The following is an 18,089-nucleotide window of genomic DNA, read 5'->3' on the forward strand; positions in this document are numbered from 1 at the left end:
GGACAGGCTCAGCCTGCGTGCAGGACGGGCTGCACGACCCTGTCGAGCAGGTCCACCGGCGTTGGCGCCGAGCGATCGCCCAGCAGGGCGCGCGAGAAGCCCGACCAGTCACTGGCCGACAGCTGGCGCAGCAATGCCGGCTCCACCGGCAAGGCGCGCATTGCCCAGTACGGGAACTGGCGCTGGCCGAGCCGGCCACGTGCCAGCTCGACGATGTCGACGTGGCTGCCGGCCTGCAGGATGCGCTCGTACACCGAGTCGATGCCGTCCGGCGGGCCTTCGATGTACTGCAGGAAGCGCCCGCCATCGTGCAGCAGCACGCCGGTCACGCCAGCCAGCTTGTTGAAGCGGGCCGCGTCGTCGACCAGCGCGCGCTCGCGTTCGGCAGAAAGACCCGGCAGCGCCTGGCTGACGTAGGCGATGGCACGCAGTGGCATGGTGCTTCCTTGGCAGTATGTGCGGCCACGGTAGCAGTTGCGGACGAGCCCGTCTCAGAACCCCGGGGCACTTGCTGAAGAGTTCAGTTTGAGGCTGCCGCCGGCCCGTCGCAACGTCGCGGCAACCGCGCCTCGAACACCACCTGCCCTGCCTCGTTGCGTGCGCCGATGTGGCCGCCATGGGCGCGGACGAACTGATCGACGATGTACAGGCCCAAGCCCAGCCCGTTGCTGGGATGGAAGCTGGCCTTGAACGGCTCGAACAACCGCGGCAGCAATGCCGCATCGATATGGCCGGCGTTGCTCACCCGCAACAGCACGCTGCGCGGATCACGACCATCCACCTCCACCTTCGCCTCGCCGCCATGGGTCAGCGCATTGCCGACCAGGTTCGCCGCCACCTGGCCAAGACGATCCAGATCCCCCTGCAGGCCAGTATCGCCGTGCGTGTGCAGATTGATCGTGGCGCCGCCGCGGGCACCGCCGGCCTCGGCGATGACCGCGCGGGTCACTTCGGCCAGATCGCAGGCACTGGCCTGCAGGCGCAGGCCACCGCTGCGGATCCGCGAGAAATCCAGCAGCTGTTCGACCATGCGCGCCATGCGCAGGGTGCTGGCCTCCAGATACTTCAGGGTCTGCTGGGCACCGGCGTTGTCGCCCGGCAGCTCCAGTGCCAGCTTGTCGGCACACAGCAGGATCGCCGACAGCGGCGTGCGCAGGTCGTGGGTGAGCACGGCCGCCATCGTCTCGTTGAGCTTGAGCGAACGTTCCAGCGCTTCGTTGCGTGCTTTCAGCAGCTGGCGCTGCTGGTAGAGCTCGATAAAAACGTTGACCTTGCTCAGGATCACCTGCGGCGCCACCGGCTTGTGGAGGAAATCCACCGCACCGGTTTCATAGCCCTTGAACGCACGCACCGGGTCGTCCGGCGAAGCGGTCAGGAAGATGATCGGCACATCGCGGCTGCGGTGCGAACCACGCATCAGCTCGGCCAGGGTGAAACCATCGATCTCCGGCATGTGCACATCCAGCAGCGCCAGCGCGACCTCGTGCTCGAGCAGCAGCTCCAGCGCCTGTGCGCCCGAGCCGGCCAGCAGCAGCGTCACGCCTTCGCGCTGCAACAGCGCCTGCATGGCTACCAGGTTCTGCGGCACGTCATCGACGATCAGCAGGTTGACCGGGGTCTGCGACTGTGCAGGGTCCGGTGGCAGCAGGTTCATGCAAACAACTCCTTCAGGCGACGACACATCAGTTCAAGGGGCAGCACGGCGTCGGCGCCAGCGTGCTGCAGGGCGGAGGCCGGCATCATCGATGCCTCGGCCTCCTCGGGGCATTGCAGCCATGCGCGGCCGCCGGCGGCGCGCACCGCGGCAACGCCATCGCTGCCATCGCTGCTGGCCCCGGTCAGCAACAGCGCCAGCACCTGCCGGCCGAACACCGCGGCGGCAGATTCAAACAATGGATCGATGGCCGGGCGCGAGAACAGCACCGGCGCATCAACCGACAGAGCCACCGAGCCGGCGTCCTCCACCAGCAGGTGGTAATCGGGGGGCGCGAAGGTCACCGTGCCCGGTTGCAACGGCTGCTTGTCCTCGGCCTCGCGCACCGGCAGCGCGCAATAGGGTGCCAGCACTTCGGCAATACGGCTGGAGCGGTCGCGCGGCAGGTGCAGCACCGCCAGCACCGGCGCCGGCAGCGTCGCAGGCAGTGCACCCAGCACGGCCTGCAGGGCGGCAACGCCCCCGGCCGATGCTCCCACCACCACCAGCCCCGGGCGTATCAACGTTGCCATCAGGCAACCTTCCGGTACAGACGATGCTCACGCGAGCAGACCTCGAAGGCATCGTGATGGCGCCCGAACTGCAGCGACTCCTTGCTGCCCAGGCCGAGGAACCCACGGTGCACCAGCGCCTCGCGGAACAGGCCCACCGCGCGATCCTGCAGGTCGCGGTTGAAATAGATCAGCACGTTGCGGCAGGACACCAGCTGCACTTCGGAGAACACGGTATCGGTGGCCAGGCTGTGGTCGGCGAACACCACGTTGCGGCGCAGCTGGCGATCAAACACCGCGCCATCGTAGGCGGTGGCGTAGTAGTCGGACAGCGAAGCGGTGCCGCCCGCTGCCAGGTAGTTGCGGCTGAACTGGGCCATCCGATCGATGCCATAGGCCCCGGCTTCGGCCGTGGCCAGCGCCGCTGGATTGATGTCGGTGGCATAGACGATGCTGCGCTCGAGCAGCCCTTCCTCGTGCAGCAGGATCGCCAGCGACCAGACCTCCTCCCCCGTACTGCAACCGGCCACCCACAGCTTCACCGAGGGATAGGTTCGCAGTACCGGTACCACCTGTTCGCGCAGCTCACGGAAATAGGCCGGGTCCCGGAACATCTCCGACACCTGTACGGTGAAGAACTGCATCGCCTGTGCGAAAAGGTCCGGCTCATGCAGCAGGCGGTGCTGCAGGTCGGCCAGGCGCTCGCACTCGTAACGCTGCATGGCCTGACGGATGCGCCGCCGCAGCGACGACACCGCGTAGCTGCGGAAGTCATAGTGGTAGCGCTGGTACAGCGCTTCCAGCAACACCTTCAGTTCCAGATCGAACAGCGCCTGCTCGTTCATTGCCGCGAACACCAGACCCGGCACAGCGAGACGAGCTTGTCGACGTCGATGGGCTTGGCGATGTAATCATTGGCGCCGGCCTGCAGGCAGCGCTCACGATCATCCGGCATGGCCTTGGCCGTCAGCGCGATGATCGGCAGGTCCTGCAGGTGGCGTTGTGCACGGATCTCGCGCATCGCGGCCAGGCCGTCCTTCTCCGGCATCATGATGTCCATCAGCACCAGGTCGACGCTGCGCTCGGCCAGCCGGTCCACGGCTTCCTGGCCATTGCGGGCGATTTCCAGAGTCACACCCAGCGGTTCGAGCACGCTGGACAGCGCGAAGATGTTGCGCACATCGTCTTCGGCCAGCAGCACGGTACGGCCATCAAGCACCGTGTCGCGGCGGCGTGCCTCGCGCAGCAGGCGCTGCTGGTCGCTGGGCAGGCTGGCCTCCACGCTGTGCAGGAACAGGGTCACTTCGTCCAGCAGGCGTTCGGGCGAGCGTGCGCCCTTGATGATGATGCTCTTCGAATAGCGGCGCAGGCGCTGCTCTTCCTCGCGGCTGAGCGCGCGGCCGGTATAGACGATCACCGGCGGGAAGCCGACGTCATCGTTGCCGGCCATGTGCTCGAGCAGGTCATAGCCGCTGCCGTCAGGCAGCGACAGGTCCATCACCATGCAGTCGAAGGTGACCGTGCTGAGCTGTTCCAGCGCTCCAGCCTGGGTGCCCACCGCCACGATCTGCAGCTGATCGCGGCCGAGCAGCAGCTCCAGGTTGTGCCGCAGTTCGTTGTCGTCCTCGACGATGAGCAGGCGGCGCACGTCGCGCTGGCTGGTCTGTTCCAGCTGCTCGATGGCGGCCACCAGCCGCTCACGGGTGGTAGGCTTGATCGCAAAGCCAATCGCGCCCAGTTCGCGCGCGACCTGGCTTCGGTCCATCGCCGAGACCACATGCACCGGGATATGCCGGGTCTCCGGATTGCGCTTCAGCCGCTCCAGCACACTCAGGCCGGAGACATCGGGCAGGCCGATGTCGAGCAGGATCCCGTTCGGGCGCAGCTCAGTGGCCAATGCCAGGGCCTCTTCCGCCGTGCCGGCCACCACGCAGTCAAAATCCAGCTCGTGAGCCAGCGTCACCAGTGCCTCGGCGAAGGTGGCGTCATCCTCCACGGCCAGGATCAGACGGCCGGCGCGCTCGCGGCGACTGCGATCGTCGGTCACGCGGGAGGCAGCCGTCACAGGCGCCGCCGCAGCCATGGACGCCACGGTAGGCACCGCAGCGGGTGCCGCGGCGATCGACGGCATCACTGCGACACCGGCGACATCAGCCGCTTCCGCGGCCGGTGCGCCCTGCAACGGCAGCTCGAGGATGAAACAACTGCCGCGGCCCGGCTCACTGTCGACCCGGATGTCGCCACCCATGCGTTCGGCCAGGTCACGCGAGATCGACAGACCCAGGCCGGTGCCGCCATAACGGCGCCGGGTGCTGCCATCAGCCTGGCGGAAGGCCTCGAAGATGACCGGCAATTGCTCGCGGGCGATGCCGATGCCGGTATCGCAGACCTCGAAGCGCACACGTCCAGCACCTGCGGCGCTCACCTGCAGGCTGACCTTGCCGTGTTCGGTGAATTTCACCGCGTTGGCCAACAGGTTCTTCAGAATCTGCTGCAGGCGCTGGTTGTCGGCCACCAGTTGGCTCGGTGCCAACGCATCGGCTTCGATCTGCAGCGTCAGCCCCTTCTGCCGCGCCATCGGCTCGAAGGTCTCGCGCAGGCGTTGCAGCACACTGTCCACCACCACCACTTCATCGGCCAGTTCGACATGGCCGGCCTCGATGCGTGACAGGTCCAGGATGTCGTTGATCAACGCCAGCAGATCGTTGTTGGACGACAGGATCGCGCGTGCGTACTTCACCTGTTCTTCGGTGAGCGTGCCGTCCTTGTTGTCGGCCAGCAGCTTGGCCAGGATCAGCGAACTGTTGAGTGGCGTGCGCAGCTCGTGCGACATGTTGGCCAGGAACTCGGACTTGTAGCGCGAGGTCGCCGCCAGCTCGTTGCTGTTGCGCACCAGCTGGCCCTGCGCCACCAGCAGCGCCTGCTTCTGTGCCTCCAGCTCGTGGGTACGTTCTTCCAGCTGCACATTGCTTTGTTCCAGCTCGGCCTGCTGCTGCTCCAGATGCGCCTGCGACTGCATCAGGCTGCGGCTCTGTTCTTCCAGCTCCTCGTTGGCCACCCGCAATTCTTCCTGCTGGGCCTGCAATTCCTCGCCCTGGCGCTGCGATTCCTCCAGCAGCGCCATCAGCTGCGCGCGTAGCAGCGCAGTACGCAGTGCCATGCCGATCGTCTCGGCACAGCGTTCCAGCAGTTCTTCATCGAGGCTGCGCTGGTCGCCGAGGGCGGCCCGGCCCAGCTCGATCACACCGACCACTACGCCATCGCTGCTGATCGGCGCCAGGATGCGTTCGCGCACCGGCAGCCGGCCCAGACTCGTCTGCAGTTCCAGCACGGCGGCGTCGGCGCCGAGCAGATGGCGGATGCGCTGGTCGCGGGCGACCTGTCCCGGCACGCCCTCCTGCATCGCCAGCGAGGCCGGCGTGCCCGCAGGCAGCGCCAGACCACCCGTAAGCTGCAACCGGCCGCCTTCCAGGCGATAAAGGGTGCCGACGTCTGCCTGCAGCTGCTCGCAGATGCTGGACATCGCCGCCTCGGCGATCTGTTCCGGGCCAAGATCACCGCGCAGACTCATCGCCACGGCATTCTCCGCCTCCTGCAGCCACAGCGCGCGCATCGCCTCGCGCCGCGCCTGGATGGCACGGGAGACGATCAGGGCGATCATCAGGAACGCGCAGCCACCGATGCTCCGGTTCACCAGCGAGAACGATGAATTGTTGCTGGCCGGTGCCACGTTGAAGCCGACCACCAGCAGCACACAGGCAATGACGGCCACAATGAATGGGGCCCGCGCACTACGCTGGAACACCGTCACACCGACGGCCAGGAAGTAGGCCAGCCAGACCGCATAACCGAGCGGAACCACCAGTTCCAGCGCGATGGTCGAGGCCAGCAATACAGCGGAGGTCATCCAGATCCAGCGGTCACGCGTGGTCGCACCAGGACGCATGCAGGTCGGTTCCAGAGCACAATAGGGTGGGTGATGGTACTCGCTGTCGTATTCAGCCGCACAGGACAAATGGCACGCGCCGCGTCTGCACATGATCTTCACACTTCAATGCCTAGCTTCTCGTCCCTCTCAGGGGTAACGCTCATTTCCAGGTGGACGCAGCCGCATCTACGACGTCCGTGCTGACGGACCCTTCCCGCCAGCTGCGGCTGCTGATCGACAGCGTGCGCGACCACGCGCTGTACCTGCTTGATCCTGATGGCATTGTCTGCAGCTGGAATCCCGGAGCGCAGCGGATCAAGGGATATTCGGCCGAGGACGTCATCGGCACTCATTTCGGCCGCTTCTATCTGCCCGCTGATCGTGAGGCCGGCGAGCCTCAGCGCCTGTTGCGACTGGCGTCGCAGCAGGGCCAGTACGCCAGTGAAGGTTGGCGCATGCGCCGTGACGGCTCGACGTTCCGCGCCAGCATCGTCATCGAGCCGGTGGTCGAGAGTGGTGAGCTGCTGGGCTTTGTCAAAATCACCCGCGACATCACCGAACAATGGCAGGCGCAGCGGCTGCTGCGCGACGCCCAGCGTGCGCTGCGTCATACCCAGCAGTTCGAAACGGTCGGCCGCCTCAGCCGCGGCCTCTCGCATGAGTTCAACAATCTGCTGACCACGATCGGCAATGCGCTGGACCTGCTGTCGCTGCGCGTCACCGCTGATGCGCGCGCAACCGAGCTGCTGGACGCAGCACAGTCCGCCACCGATCGCGGCGCCCTGCTGACCCGCCAGCTGCTGGCATTCAGCACCGGCCAGACCCTCATCCGTGAACCGCTGGACCTCAATGCGCTACTGGTGCAATGGCTGCCGGACCTGCAACGCGCCTGCCCGCCGCAGGTGGTGCTGGAGGCCAGCCTGGCCCCCGGCCTGCCGGAGGTGAGCACCGATGCGATGCAGTTGCAGACCGCGCTGGCCAACCTGGTCGCCAATGCGGTGGAGGCGACCCTGGACGGCGGCCGCATCCAGATCGGCACCACGCTCGAGCATCGCCTCGACCCGGATGCGGACACCGCACTGCAACGCGGCTATGTCACCCTCCGCGTCTGCGACGAGGGCCATGGCATGGCGGCCGACATTGCCGAGCGCGCGACCGAACCGTTTTTCACCACCAAGGACATCGGCAAGGGCAGCGGCCTGGGCCTGAGCCAGGTGTTCGGATTCACCACCCAGAGCGGCGGCTTCGTCGATGTGTCCACCACGCCCGGTGTCGGCACCACGGTCAGCCTGCTGCTCCCTGCATTAGAGGACCCCGCCCATGACCGATGAACCGATCCGCGTACTGATGGTGGAGGACCAGACCGATCTGCGCGAGATGATCGGCCTGGCCCTGCGCGATTTCGGCATCGAGGTGGCCACGACGGCCGACGCGCATGAAGCCGCCGCACTGCTGAAGGGCGATGCACGCTTCGACGTGGTATTCAGTGACATCAGCATGCCCAATGGCATGTCGGGCATCGAGCTGAGCGAGCACGTCGCCCGCGAGCAGCCACAGGCACGCATGATCCTGTCGTCCGGCTATGCCCGTTCGCAGTTGCCCCCACTGCCGGAGCAGGTGGAATTCCTGCCCAAGCCCTACCGCCTGCGCCAGCTGGTGGAGCTGTTGAAGCAGGATTGACGAAACGCTGGGGCTGGCCCGGCGTTTCGCCTGTGTAGCGCCGCTCCCCCTGCCCGGCCGCCCCTTCAATAGCGCCCCACCAGGTTCAGGTACCAGCCGCGGTGGGTGTAATCGAACTTGGTCAGGTCATCGCTGAAGTCGGTGAAGTTGTAGCCCACGCCGACGCGGAAATTGCGCCCGAGATCACGGTCGACACCGGCCAGCCAGCCTTGCCTGCTGCCGCCATCGCGCACGTCCAGCAGGCGGTACTCCAGCAGACCATGCCATTGGTAGTAGAGGTCATAGCGCAGCTGTCCCGCAGCGAAGTTGGTGGCTGAGTCAAACCAGGGCCCGGTGCCACGCCCATAGCGCACCTCACCCTCGCGACGGGCCGCCTTGGCCGCCACTTCCCAGCGCTGGTCGATGCGGTACACACCTTCCAGCGAAAGCACTTGGGTGCGCTGGTCGTAGTCCACGCCGTTGACCTGGCCCATCGTCGACAGGTCGTACAGATAGCTGTAGCGACCGAACAGCGCCCAGCGGTCGTTGTGCCACGGGCGATAGGCAAAGCCCAGGTTGCCTTCAATGAAGCGCGCACCCGCCACCGGATTGATCGCATCGTCGGTGTCGGCGTAGTTCAAGCGCGCCGCGATGCGCCAGCTGTCGTTGAGGCGATGGCTAAGGCGGTTGGTACTGACCCACTGCGTGCGCCGCTCGGCGCCGGTATCGCGACGCCATTCCAGCTTGCTCTGCCACTCGGTGCCCGGCGCAGTGCGGCCGCCGGACAGGCTGACCGCCTTGCGATCCACCTGGCCACTGCTGGCATCGAGCTTGCCGTTGCTCAGGGTGAAGCCCGCGTTCCAGCCCACCGCCGGATAGAAGTCCATGCCGAAGGTATGCGCCAGCCCGGACTCCTGCCCGGACTTGAGGAACTGGCTTTCATTGAACACGTTCACCTGGTCGGACAACCGCCAGCGCTGGCCGAGCGTCCAACCATCCTGCGCATTGGGGCTGAACAGGGGGTCGTACTCGCTGCGATCAGTGGACTGGGTGAACGCACCATAGAAGCTGTGCTGCGGGGTCAGCCGATACTCGGCATTGACCTGCGCAGCGGTGCCACGGTCGCCATCGCTCACCTCGGCACCGACGGTGGACAGGTTGGCGAAGGTCCATGTGCCGCCCGCCACCACCGCATCATTGTCGGCATAGCGGCCATGGTCGTCGTCCACCGTCAGCTGGCCGCCACCGTAGACATCCAGCGAGGTGCCGATGCGATGGGTGTAGCGCGCCGCCGCCAGCACGCCGGCCACGTTGCTTCCAGCCCCACGATCTTCCTGCACACGACGCAGCTCGGCCGACAGGCGGTCGTTCTCGCCAATCCGCCATTCGGCGGTGGCCTGTGCCTGGATCAACGACTCGCTGCCACGGCGGGCCTCGCTGTAACGGGCGTACAGGCTGAAGTCGTCGGTCACGTAACCGAGCAGTTCGGCACCCTGTTCGCGTACGCGCTGACCGGTATCGAAGCGGCCCACCGAGTAACCCCCATCAACCTGGCGCCACCAGGCGCCCGCGCTCCAATCACGCTGGGTCCAGCCCAGCTCACGCAGGTTGACGCGCGCTTCCACGGCGGTCGCCTCGCCTTCGCGCGGCCCGTCCGGGTTGAGGCGGCTGAAGCTGAGGCCGCCATTGTCGGAGAAGAACACCGGCGCACTGGTGGCCTCGCTGCGGCTGTGCTCGACCTTCAGGTAAGTGCCGCGTCCGGCCTGCAGGGTCAGGTCGGCGCCCTTCAGCGAGTAGTCCTGGCCGGCACGCTGCTCGTCCACGTAGGTAGCGCCCACTGCCACGTGGTCGCCGAACCAGTGCTTGCCACGCACGCCGGCGGTGATGTCGTCGCTGTCGAAGCCGGTCGGCACCCATTCGTAGTCGACGATCAGTCGCTGCTCGTAGCCGTCCAGCGGCACGTCGCGACTGATCCGGCGCAGGTTCTCGCGGCTGACCTGGGCCAGTGGCCGGGTCAGCAGGATGCGACCCTGCAAGGCGTCGATCTCGTAGTCGGCACCGCGCACCATCGGCACGCGCTGCTCTACACGGCCGGTGGTGCGGTCACGGATTTCCAGCACCACCTGGTCCGAGCCACTGAGGATGCTGGCGTGGCGCAGGTAATACAGGCTGCCGCCGGTGCCGATGAACTCACTATGACCTGGCGCCGTCTCGGCCTGTGAGCCGAACAGGCGCAGCTCGCTGCTGGCATCACCCCAGGCGTTGGCGCCGCGCGAGCGCCACGACAGCGCCGCACCGTACAGCGAACGCACGTACTGCGCGTACTCGGTGCCGGTCAGGCCGGTGTTGTAGTTGCCCCAGAGCGCCTGGTTCTTGTCCCAGTCCATGCGCAGGTAGAACCGGCCCATGCTGTCGACATCGCGCTGGGTCAGCGAGTCATCACCATAGGTGGGGTAGTACAGGTCCGGGTCCAGGCTGCGGAACAGGTCGCGCGGGTCGGCCGTGGTGAAGCCGGTGAACAGTTCGTCCAGCGGTCGGTTCTGGGTATCGGCCTGCGCGGTCAGCAGGTAGCGGCCGCGGGTCTTGGCCTTCAGGTAGAAGGCCAGGCGGCCGTCGCTGAGCACATCATCGTTGCGCTCGCCACGGGCCAGGTCCTGCCCTGCCCCACTGGCCTTGTTCTGGTACACGGTGATATCGGCCAGGCCGACCCCGAACAGGTACTGGCCAGTGACATCGACCTCCAGCGTACGCGCGATGGCCGGCGCATCCGGCCGCTCCACGCGCACGTCAAAGGCATGGTGGCCGATCGGCATCAGGTACTCGGCGGCGAACTTGCGATCCTGGTCCAGCGGGTAGCTGTCGCCATTGATCTTCAGCGACGCCCCCAGCGGCAGGTCACGGCCGCGCAGGCGGACGCGCGAGCCATACACCGGGATGTTCTGCTGGCGCAGGCCATTGCCATCGAACACCTGCTGCAGCAGCGACAGCGAGGCGGCCTGGCTGGCATCCACCGAGGTGCCGCGACGGTCTTCAAGCGCGTCACGCAACTGCTGGTTGCCGCGCTCGAATTCCGCCGGCGTCACCAGCTGCATCGACTGCGCGGTGGTTTCATCGACATTGCCTTCGGCATCGAAGGCGCGCAGCACATAGACCAGGCGGTCACCCCGGCGCAGCGGCGTCGAGGCCGGCAGTGCGCCATCCCACACGCCCTGGGCAACGGCGGCCACCGGCAGTTCGAACGTTGCCAGTGCTGCCACACGATCCGTGTCGCTGCCGCGGTAGACGCTGACTTCAAGGCGCTGGATGAACGCGGTGTAATTGCCGCGCACGTAGAACTCGACCGGCCGCACGATGCGCCCTTCGTCGAAGGCCACCATCCCCGGCGCCGACACCGACAGCTCGGGCTGGCCCATCGCTGGATCTTCGGTGGCCCAGATCGCGCCGCCCTCCGGTAGACGGATCATGAACTCGCCGCGCACCGTGGCCTTGCCCGGCGCATCGATCGCCAGGCTGACCCGGCGATCCGGTTGCAGCGCCTGCGAGCCGGAACGCGTCGAGGTGCCTTCGGTGACGGGTTCGTCGTAGCTGCGCGAGCGCAGGCTGAACAGCAGTTCGCCCTCGGCGTCGCACTGGTTGCCGTCACAACGGATCGGTGCAGGCTCGGCGGCGGGCGGCGCGGCCTGGGCGGTGCCGGCCAGGCCGAGCAGCAGTGCCTGATACAGCACGGCGCGCGGCAGGCGGGCTGCACGGCGGGCGGCAGAGTGATGCGCGCTCATCGGCGGGCCTCCTGTTGGCGAGCGGCCGCACGGGTGGCGGGGCTCTCCTCGTTGCGGACGCGCAGGCGCTGCTGCACGGCGGGGCTGAGCTGGCTGCGCAGCGCCTCGAACACGGCGTTGGCACGGCGCAGGCCCAGCGCCTGGTTGTAGGCATGGCTGCCACGCACATCGGTGTGACCGACCAGGCTGACCTGGCCGCCGCCCAGCTTTTCCAGGCGTGCGGCGATGGCCGCCAGCAGCGGCTTGAACTCCTCGCGCACAGTGGCCTTGTCGGTGTCGAACAGTACGTTGCCCAGCAGCGCGCCCTCGGCATCCACACCGGCCAGCAGCGAGTGCGGATCGCGCACGTCGGTGCGCAGCTGCACGGTCAGGCCAGCGCGCGCACTTTCAGCGACCTCGGCCTGCAGTGCATCGCGCACTACCCCGGCGCGGGCGAAGGCCAGCGCCTGGCTCTCGCCATTGGCAGCGATCACCACGTCACCGCCCTGGTAGCGGTCCACCACCTCGGCCATCTTCTTCAACACCGGGTGGTAGCTGGCCTGCAGCTCGCTGCTGCCCGGCGCGAACAGCACCTCGCCCAACGCGATCTCCATGCGCTCAGCGGCGGCCTGCGGCGACGGCGGCAGGCGCACACCGAAGCTGAAGCGGGTAGGCACGCCCTGGGTGACCCGCCGCAGCAACGGATTTTCGGTGGTCAGTTCGGCACCGCCCGGCAACGTCGCCGGATCCAGCTTGATGATGAAATTGCGGCCCAGGCGCGCGTCTCCGCCGTGCACGTCAGCCAGGTGGTAACGGCCGAACGGGTCGGTCTCGACCAGCAGGCCTTCCACCGTGGCCAGGCGTACACCCGGGATGCCCTGCTCCTGGATGCCCTCGTTGCCGATCACATAGGCCACTTCATAACCCTCGGCGACACGGGCGATCTCGCGACGCACGCTCGGTTCGGCTGCGGTCAGGCCCTTGCCGGCCTCGCCACTGCGCTGCACCCGGGTGGCGCCCTGTGCATCCATGCGCAGCTGATGGCCCTGGGCGCTTTCCAGCACGAACTCATCAGTGAAGGACAGCTCGCGCAGGCGCTGGCGCAGTACCACCTGATGCGCTTCGGCGGTGTCGGATGTCGACGCACGGCCATGCACCACGCCGATCTGCACTCCGTGCAGCAGCGGCGCGCTGGCATCGGCCAGCGGCTGCGGGCCGTCACCGCGGTCCAGCGTGGTCGAGCCGGGCACGTAGGCCGAAGCCGCGAAACCACCCTGCACGCGCACGCCGCTCAGCTCGGCACTGTCCTGCCAGCCATCACCGTCGCGGTCATCGAACACGGTACCGAACACCAGGCTGTCTTCCAGCAGCGGGTCGGTGTCCATGGCCACTTCGGCGGTAGCGATGTTCGACAGCGGGCTGCCGTCGTCGGCCGTCGCCACGGCCTGGTTCACGTGGTTGCCCGCGCGCACGCCGGCGCCCACCCTCAACAGGTAGGTGATGGTCGCGCTGCGGCCCACCGCGATATCCACTGCGCCAATGCGCAACGGCGACTGGCTGCTGGCCAGCGCGAACGCACCGTCGTCGTCCGCCACCCGCATCGAACCGTCGACATAGCTGAACCCCGGCGGCGGCGTATCGACCACCACGCCGTTACGCCAATGGCTGCTGCCCACGTTCTCCACCACCAACTGGTAGCGCACCAGATCGCCGACCTTCACCCGGCGCGGGCTGGCGGTCTTGGTGATACGCAGCGCGAAGTCGGACACTACCTTGTGGCGCGTCTCGCAGGTCGTGCACTCCGGCGGCGGCGAGCCGTCCGGATACTGCCCGCGCAGCCGGTTCAGCACTTCGGTACGTGCTTCCTGGTTGACCACGGCCTGGTAGGCGAACTCGTGGCGACCGATAGCGGTACCCGCCGGCACCGTGCAGACAATTTCAGGACCCTGCTGGACGCACCCGGCCGGCAGGCTCTCGATGCTCAGGCCAGCATCGGGCGTATCGACCAGCTGCAGCGGGCGGCGCAGCGCCGCGCGCTCGACGGTGGCTACCAGCGTGTAACGCAGGCGGTCGCCCGGCCGCACTTCGGTGCCACTGGCCGGGCCGGCCTGCTTTTCCAGCACCACGCGCGGCTCGGCCAGCGCATGCTCGGTGCTGCAATCGCCACTGCAGGTGGGCGTATCACCGCCACTGCCAAGCACCGCATTGCGCACGCTGCCACTGGCCTGTGCATTCACCAGCGCGCGATAGCCCAGCGTATAGGTCCCCGGCGCAGTGCCGGCCGGCAGCGTGCAGACAAGCGGATTGCTGGCGTTGCACGTGAACGGCCCCGGCTGGGTCACCGACTGCAGGTCAAGGCCGACGCCCAGGGTATCGGTCAAGGTCAGCGTATCGACGGTCTGCGAGTTCGCAACGGTCACTTCCACGCTGTAGTCGACTGCATCACCAACCCCCACCGGCGCGACGGTGGGAGACCGCTTGCGATAGGTCACCACGGCGGCCTGCACCGGCGTGGTGGTGCCGCAGTTGGCAGTGCAGGTGTTGGTGCCGGTGCCACTACCCAGCACCGCATTGCTGACACTACCCTTGGCCTGCGCGTTCACCCGTGCGGTGTAGTTCACCGTGTAGGTGCCCGGCACCGTGCCGGCCGGCAGCGTGCAGACCAGCGGATTGGCGGCGTTGCAGCTGAAGCCCTGGCTGGCAGTCACCGCACCGAAATCGAGGCCGGGGCCCATCGTATCGGTGAGGGTGAACACCGCCGTGGTGCGCGAGTTGCTGACCACGGCGGTCAGTGTGTAGGCGATGCTGTCACCCACCTTCACCGAACCGGCCGCGGCCGAAGTCTTGTGGTAGTCAATCGCACTGCCGGTCACCGGCGTGCTGGTACCACAGTTGGCGGTACACGACGGATTGTCACCACCGCTGCCGAGCACGGCATTGGTGACCTGTCCACTGGCCTGTGCGTTCACCACCGCGGTGTAGGTCAGGCTGTAGCTGCCTGGTACGATCCCGGCCGGCAGGGTGCACCTCAGCGGGTTGGCGGCGTTGCAGGTGTAGGCGCCCGCGCTGGTGACCGCACCGAAGTCCAGGCCGGTACCGAGGGTGTCGGTCAGGGTTACTACATCGGTGGTGCGCGAGTTGGTCACCACCGTCGTCAACGTGTAGGTCAGGCGATCGCCCACCGCGACCGGACCGGCGCTGTTCACCGACTTGGCATAGCTCACGCCCGGCGTCGCCACCGGGGTGGTGGTGTCACAGTTCACGCTGCACGATGGGTTGTCGGTGCCGCTGCCGAGCACGGCGTTGCGCACGCTTCCGCTGGCCTGCGCGTTGACGATGGCGCCATAGGTGAGGCTGTAGGTACCCGGCACGGTGCCGGCCGGCAGCGTGCACACCAGCGGATTGGCGGCGTTGCAGGTGAAGACGCCCGCGCTGCTGACGCCGGTGAAATCGAGACCGCTGCCCAGGGTATCGGTCAGCGTCACCACGGCGCTGGTGCGCGCGCGCGCCACCGTTGCAGTCAAGGTGTAGTCGATGCGGTCACCCACCCGCACCGGACCACCGGTGGAGGCCTGCTTGGCATAGACCACCTGCGCGGCGGCCATCGGCGTGGTGGTATCGCACGCACCCACGCAGGACGGATTGTCCGTGCCACTGGGCACCACGGCATTACGCACCTGCCCGCTGGCCTGTGCATTGACCACGCCGGTGTAGGAGAACGCATAGCTGCCTGGAACGGTGCCGGCCGGCAGCGTGCAGACCAGCGGATTGCCCGGCACGCAGCTGAAGCTGCCGGCGCTGGTGACGCTGCCGAAGTCCAGGCCGGTGCCCAGCGTATCGGTCAGCGTAGTCACCGCCGTGGTCCGCGAGTCGGCCACCAGCACCGTCACGGTGTAGGCGACGCTGTCACCGATGGCAACCGGACCGGCGGTGCTGCTGGCCTTCGACACCGAGACGCGCGGCACCGCCACCGGCGTGGTGGTGGTGCAGGTGCTGCTGCAGGTGGGCGTATCGGTACCGGTGCCGACCACGGTATTGACCACCTGGCCGCTGGCCTGTGCATTGACCGTGGCCGTGTAGCTCAGGCTGTAAGTGCCGGGCACGGTGCCGGCCGGCAGCGTGCACACCAGCGGGTTGGCTGCGTTGCAGGTGAATGCGCCGGGGCTGCTGACGCTGGCGAAATCCAGGCCGGTGCCCAGGGTATCGGTCAGGGTCAGCACATCGCGGCTGTTGCCATCGGCCACCGTGACATCCACGGTGTAGCTGACGGTCGCACCCACCGCAACCGGGCCAGTGGTGTTGGAGCGCTTGCTGTAGCGCACCTGCGTTGCCGGCACGGTCACATCGCTGCGCGTGCAGTGGTTGGTGTCGGTGCAGGCGGTGCCGGGCGCAGGCGGATTGCCGCCATTGAACGGATCGTAGCCGCCACCCACGCTGGCATGGTTGGTCAGCACACCGGTTGCTGTTGCGGTGACCGTCACCGGCAGCGTGAACACTGAAGTGGCCGCCGGGCTGCCGGTCGCCGCCAGCACCGTGCTGCTGGTACAGGTGACATCCTGGCCGCTGGCGGTGCAACTCCAACTGCCGCTCACATGAGTGCCCGTCCAGTTCGGCACGATGCCGGCCGGCAACTGGTCGCGAACCGTGATCACACCCGCCGGCACATTCGGCGGATTGCCGGTCGGCACATCGGTGGTGTTGCTCACGGACAGGGTGTACGTCGTGCCCGCCTGGCCGTAGTTCCAGATGCCGCCGGTGGCGTTGTTGCTCTTGACCACCTTCAGCGCCGGTGCGGTGATGGTGATCCGGTGGTCTTCCACCTCGCCATCATCGGCTACGCCGGTCGGGTTCTGGATCTGCGTGGCGATGGTGGCATAGCGCAGGCGCACGTAGCTGGTGCCAGCGCTGACGACTGCCGGTACGGTCCAGCTCAGATTGGCCTGGCCGCCACTGCACAGCGCGGTATTGCTGCGCTCATTGGCATCGAACTGGCCGTTGCGGTTGAAGTCGATCCAGCCAGCAACGCTGCCATTGCCCACGCAGGCTACTGGCTGGCTGATCTGCGTGCCGGCCTGCATCACCGTCAGCCGGTAACTGGTCGGCCAGGCGTCTTCCTCGCGACTGCCGGCCTGCGGGAAATTGTCATCGCCCAGCGCGTCCGCGCTGTAGCTGCTCCTCTGCTCGGTGTCCGGGCCCAGGCTGCCGAGGAAATCGGTCAGCGGTGGCGCCAGACCGCCGGGCGTGTAGCCGGCGGTGTTGATGTTGAAGTTGCTGGCGCCCTGCGGAATGCCATCGGAGCGGAACTGCAGGTCGTCCACCACATGCATGGCGTCCCCATAGCTCTGCGGCGCGTCACCGAAGTCGGCGTAGGGCACCAGCAGGCCGATGGCAATGGCGGTGGTACCGCCGCCACGCATCGAGAAGCCCATGTTCACCGCCAGGTTACCCGGCGCGTGCGCAGCGTTGTCGAAGGCGAGGAAGGTGACGGCGGCCGTGTTGTCGTCGTTGCCGGGACCGAAGCGGATCACCTGATTGGCGCCGCTGGTCGTCTTGTTCACCAGATAGGGCGTGGCATTGGACAGGTTCTTGCGGACCTCGACCACGTTCCAGGTGCCCTGCGCGCTGGCTTCGACGAATTCACCGCTGTTGTTGATCGACTCGGCGTCGGCCATCACCACGCCACGCAGGCGGTACGGTGCACCGCCCAGGGTCGACGTACAGGTGATGCTGAAACTGGAGGTGCCACTGGCGCGCGCGATGCCGGCAATCAGCTGGTTGCTGGTGCCGGTTCCGCCGATGTTGTACAGATCGTCGAGACTGTCGCCGCTGAAGTTGCCGGGACGGTAGCTGCGCAGCACACCGGTTTCGGGCGTATTCAAGCGGCAATCGACGCGCAGGTTGATACCCGCAGCAATCGGCATGTCGATGGACGACAGCGCCCCATCATTGAGCACGACGTTGTCGACGCCGTTGGCACCGCCTCCCCAGGTCAACCACAACACCGTATTGCGGTACGGGCTGCTGCCACCGGTGGCGTAGGCGGCTGCCCAGGCCAGCGATGGCGCAACCATCGACAGCAGCAGGATCAGGGCAACCGCGCTCCAGCGGCCAGGCCGCACGCAGCGGGTGTTTTTCTTGGGATGAACGCATCCACCGCCCGCGCGAATGCGCGACGTCGTCGACTGCCACATGGTGATTTCCCCGGGCGGCCCGCGCAGGAGCCGCTGTTCAGTAGGTCGCCTGGGACGAACTCATCAGCCTCGCAACGCGCGCGAAGCACGTCCTGCGGGCTCGATGGCCACTACAACCGTCCCTGGACCTCGTTGGTCAGGTATGAAGTTCAGCGACTAAGATACCGCACTGCAACAAAAGTGTGATGAACGTCTCATTTAGTTATGCCGATTTCGGCGTTGTTCGACGACCACAGTTGTAGCAATCCGGAAGTGCGACACCGTGCACGATTCCGGCAGCGCGAACGCCCTTTCCGGCAAGACGTCAAGCGAATTCGGCGCGCGTTTTCGTGTGCCCTGCGTCGGCATGAA

9 protein-coding genes are annotated in these 18,089 nt (G+C 67.0%); 2 read left to right on the forward strand and 7 right to left on the reverse strand.

Going from position 1 to position 18,089, the window contains the following annotated elements:
- Window positions 1–8 precede the first annotated feature (8 nt).
- The 5 genes from ABH900_RS03095 to ABH900_RS03115 all read right to left on the reverse strand — a co-directional run bounded on the left by ABH900_RS03095 (window position 9) and on the right by ABH900_RS03115 (window position 6,151).
- Window positions 9–437 carry a BLUF domain-containing protein gene (locus ABH900_RS03095; RefSeq protein WP_429621163.1) on the reverse strand — a complete coding sequence of 143 codons (429 nt, stop codon included), beginning with the start codon at window positions 435–437 and terminating at the stop codon, window positions 9–11.
- 83 nt (window positions 438–520) lie between these two features.
- Complete coding sequence (locus ABH900_RS03100) at window positions 521–1,654, reverse strand: hybrid sensor histidine kinase/response regulator (protein WP_429621165.1); 1,134 nt, start codon at window positions 1,652–1,654, stop codon at window positions 521–523.
- Window positions 1,651–2,226: a chemotaxis protein CheB gene (locus ABH900_RS03105; protein WP_429621167.1), complete on the reverse strand. Its 576-nt coding sequence runs from the start codon at window positions 2,224–2,226 to the stop codon at window positions 1,651–1,653. The genes ABH900_RS03100 and ABH900_RS03105 overlap by 4 nt, the downstream gene beginning before the upstream one ends.
- Window positions 2,226–3,050: a CheR family methyltransferase gene (locus ABH900_RS03110; RefSeq protein WP_429621169.1), complete on the reverse strand. Its 825-nt coding sequence runs from the start codon at window positions 3,048–3,050 to the stop codon at window positions 2,226–2,228. The genes ABH900_RS03105 and ABH900_RS03110 overlap by 1 nt, the downstream gene beginning before the upstream one ends.
- The gene (locus ABH900_RS03115) at window positions 3,047–6,151 is read right to left on the reverse strand and encodes a response regulator (protein ID WP_429621170.1); all 3,105 of its coding nucleotides are present in this window, start codon (window positions 6,149–6,151) and stop codon (window positions 3,047–3,049) included. Before ABH900_RS03115 ends, ABH900_RS03110 begins: the two co-directional genes overlap by 4 nt.
- Before the next feature lie 152 nt (window positions 6,152–6,303).
- On the opposite strand from ABH900_RS03115, the gene ABH900_RS03120 reads away from it, so the two are divergent.
- Both ABH900_RS03120 and ABH900_RS03125 read left to right on the forward strand, forming a co-directional pair.
- The gene (locus tag ABH900_RS03120) at window positions 6,304–7,464 is read left to right on the forward strand and encodes a two-component system sensor histidine kinase NtrB (RefSeq protein WP_429621172.1); all 1,161 of its coding nucleotides are present in this window, start codon (window positions 6,304–6,306) and stop codon (window positions 7,462–7,464) included.
- Window positions 7,454–7,813: a response regulator gene (locus ABH900_RS03125; RefSeq protein ID WP_429621174.1), complete on the forward strand. Its 360-nt coding sequence runs from the start codon at window positions 7,454–7,456 to the stop codon at window positions 7,811–7,813. The genes ABH900_RS03120 and ABH900_RS03125 overlap by 11 nt, the downstream gene beginning before the upstream one ends.
- A gap of 65 nt (window positions 7,814–7,878) precedes the next feature.
- On the opposite strand, the gene ABH900_RS03130 is transcribed toward ABH900_RS03125, so the two are convergent.
- Window positions 7,879–11,568: a hypothetical protein gene (locus ABH900_RS03130; protein WP_429621176.1), complete on the reverse strand. Its 3,690-nt coding sequence runs from the start codon at window positions 11,566–11,568 to the stop codon at window positions 7,879–7,881.
- Window positions 11,565–17,666, reverse strand: a complete 6,102-nt coding sequence (locus ABH900_RS03135; protein WP_429621178.1) for a CshA/CshB family fibrillar adhesin-related protein — start codon at window positions 17,664–17,666, stop codon at window positions 11,565–11,567. Before ABH900_RS03135 ends, ABH900_RS03130 begins: the two co-directional genes overlap by 4 nt.
- Window positions 17,667–18,089 lie beyond the last annotated feature (423 nt).

The sequence above is a fragment of the Stenotrophomonas sp. AN71 genome (assembly GCF_050435725.1).
Classification (GTDB): domain Bacteria; phylum Pseudomonadota; class Gammaproteobacteria; order Xanthomonadales; family Xanthomonadaceae; genus Stenotrophomonas.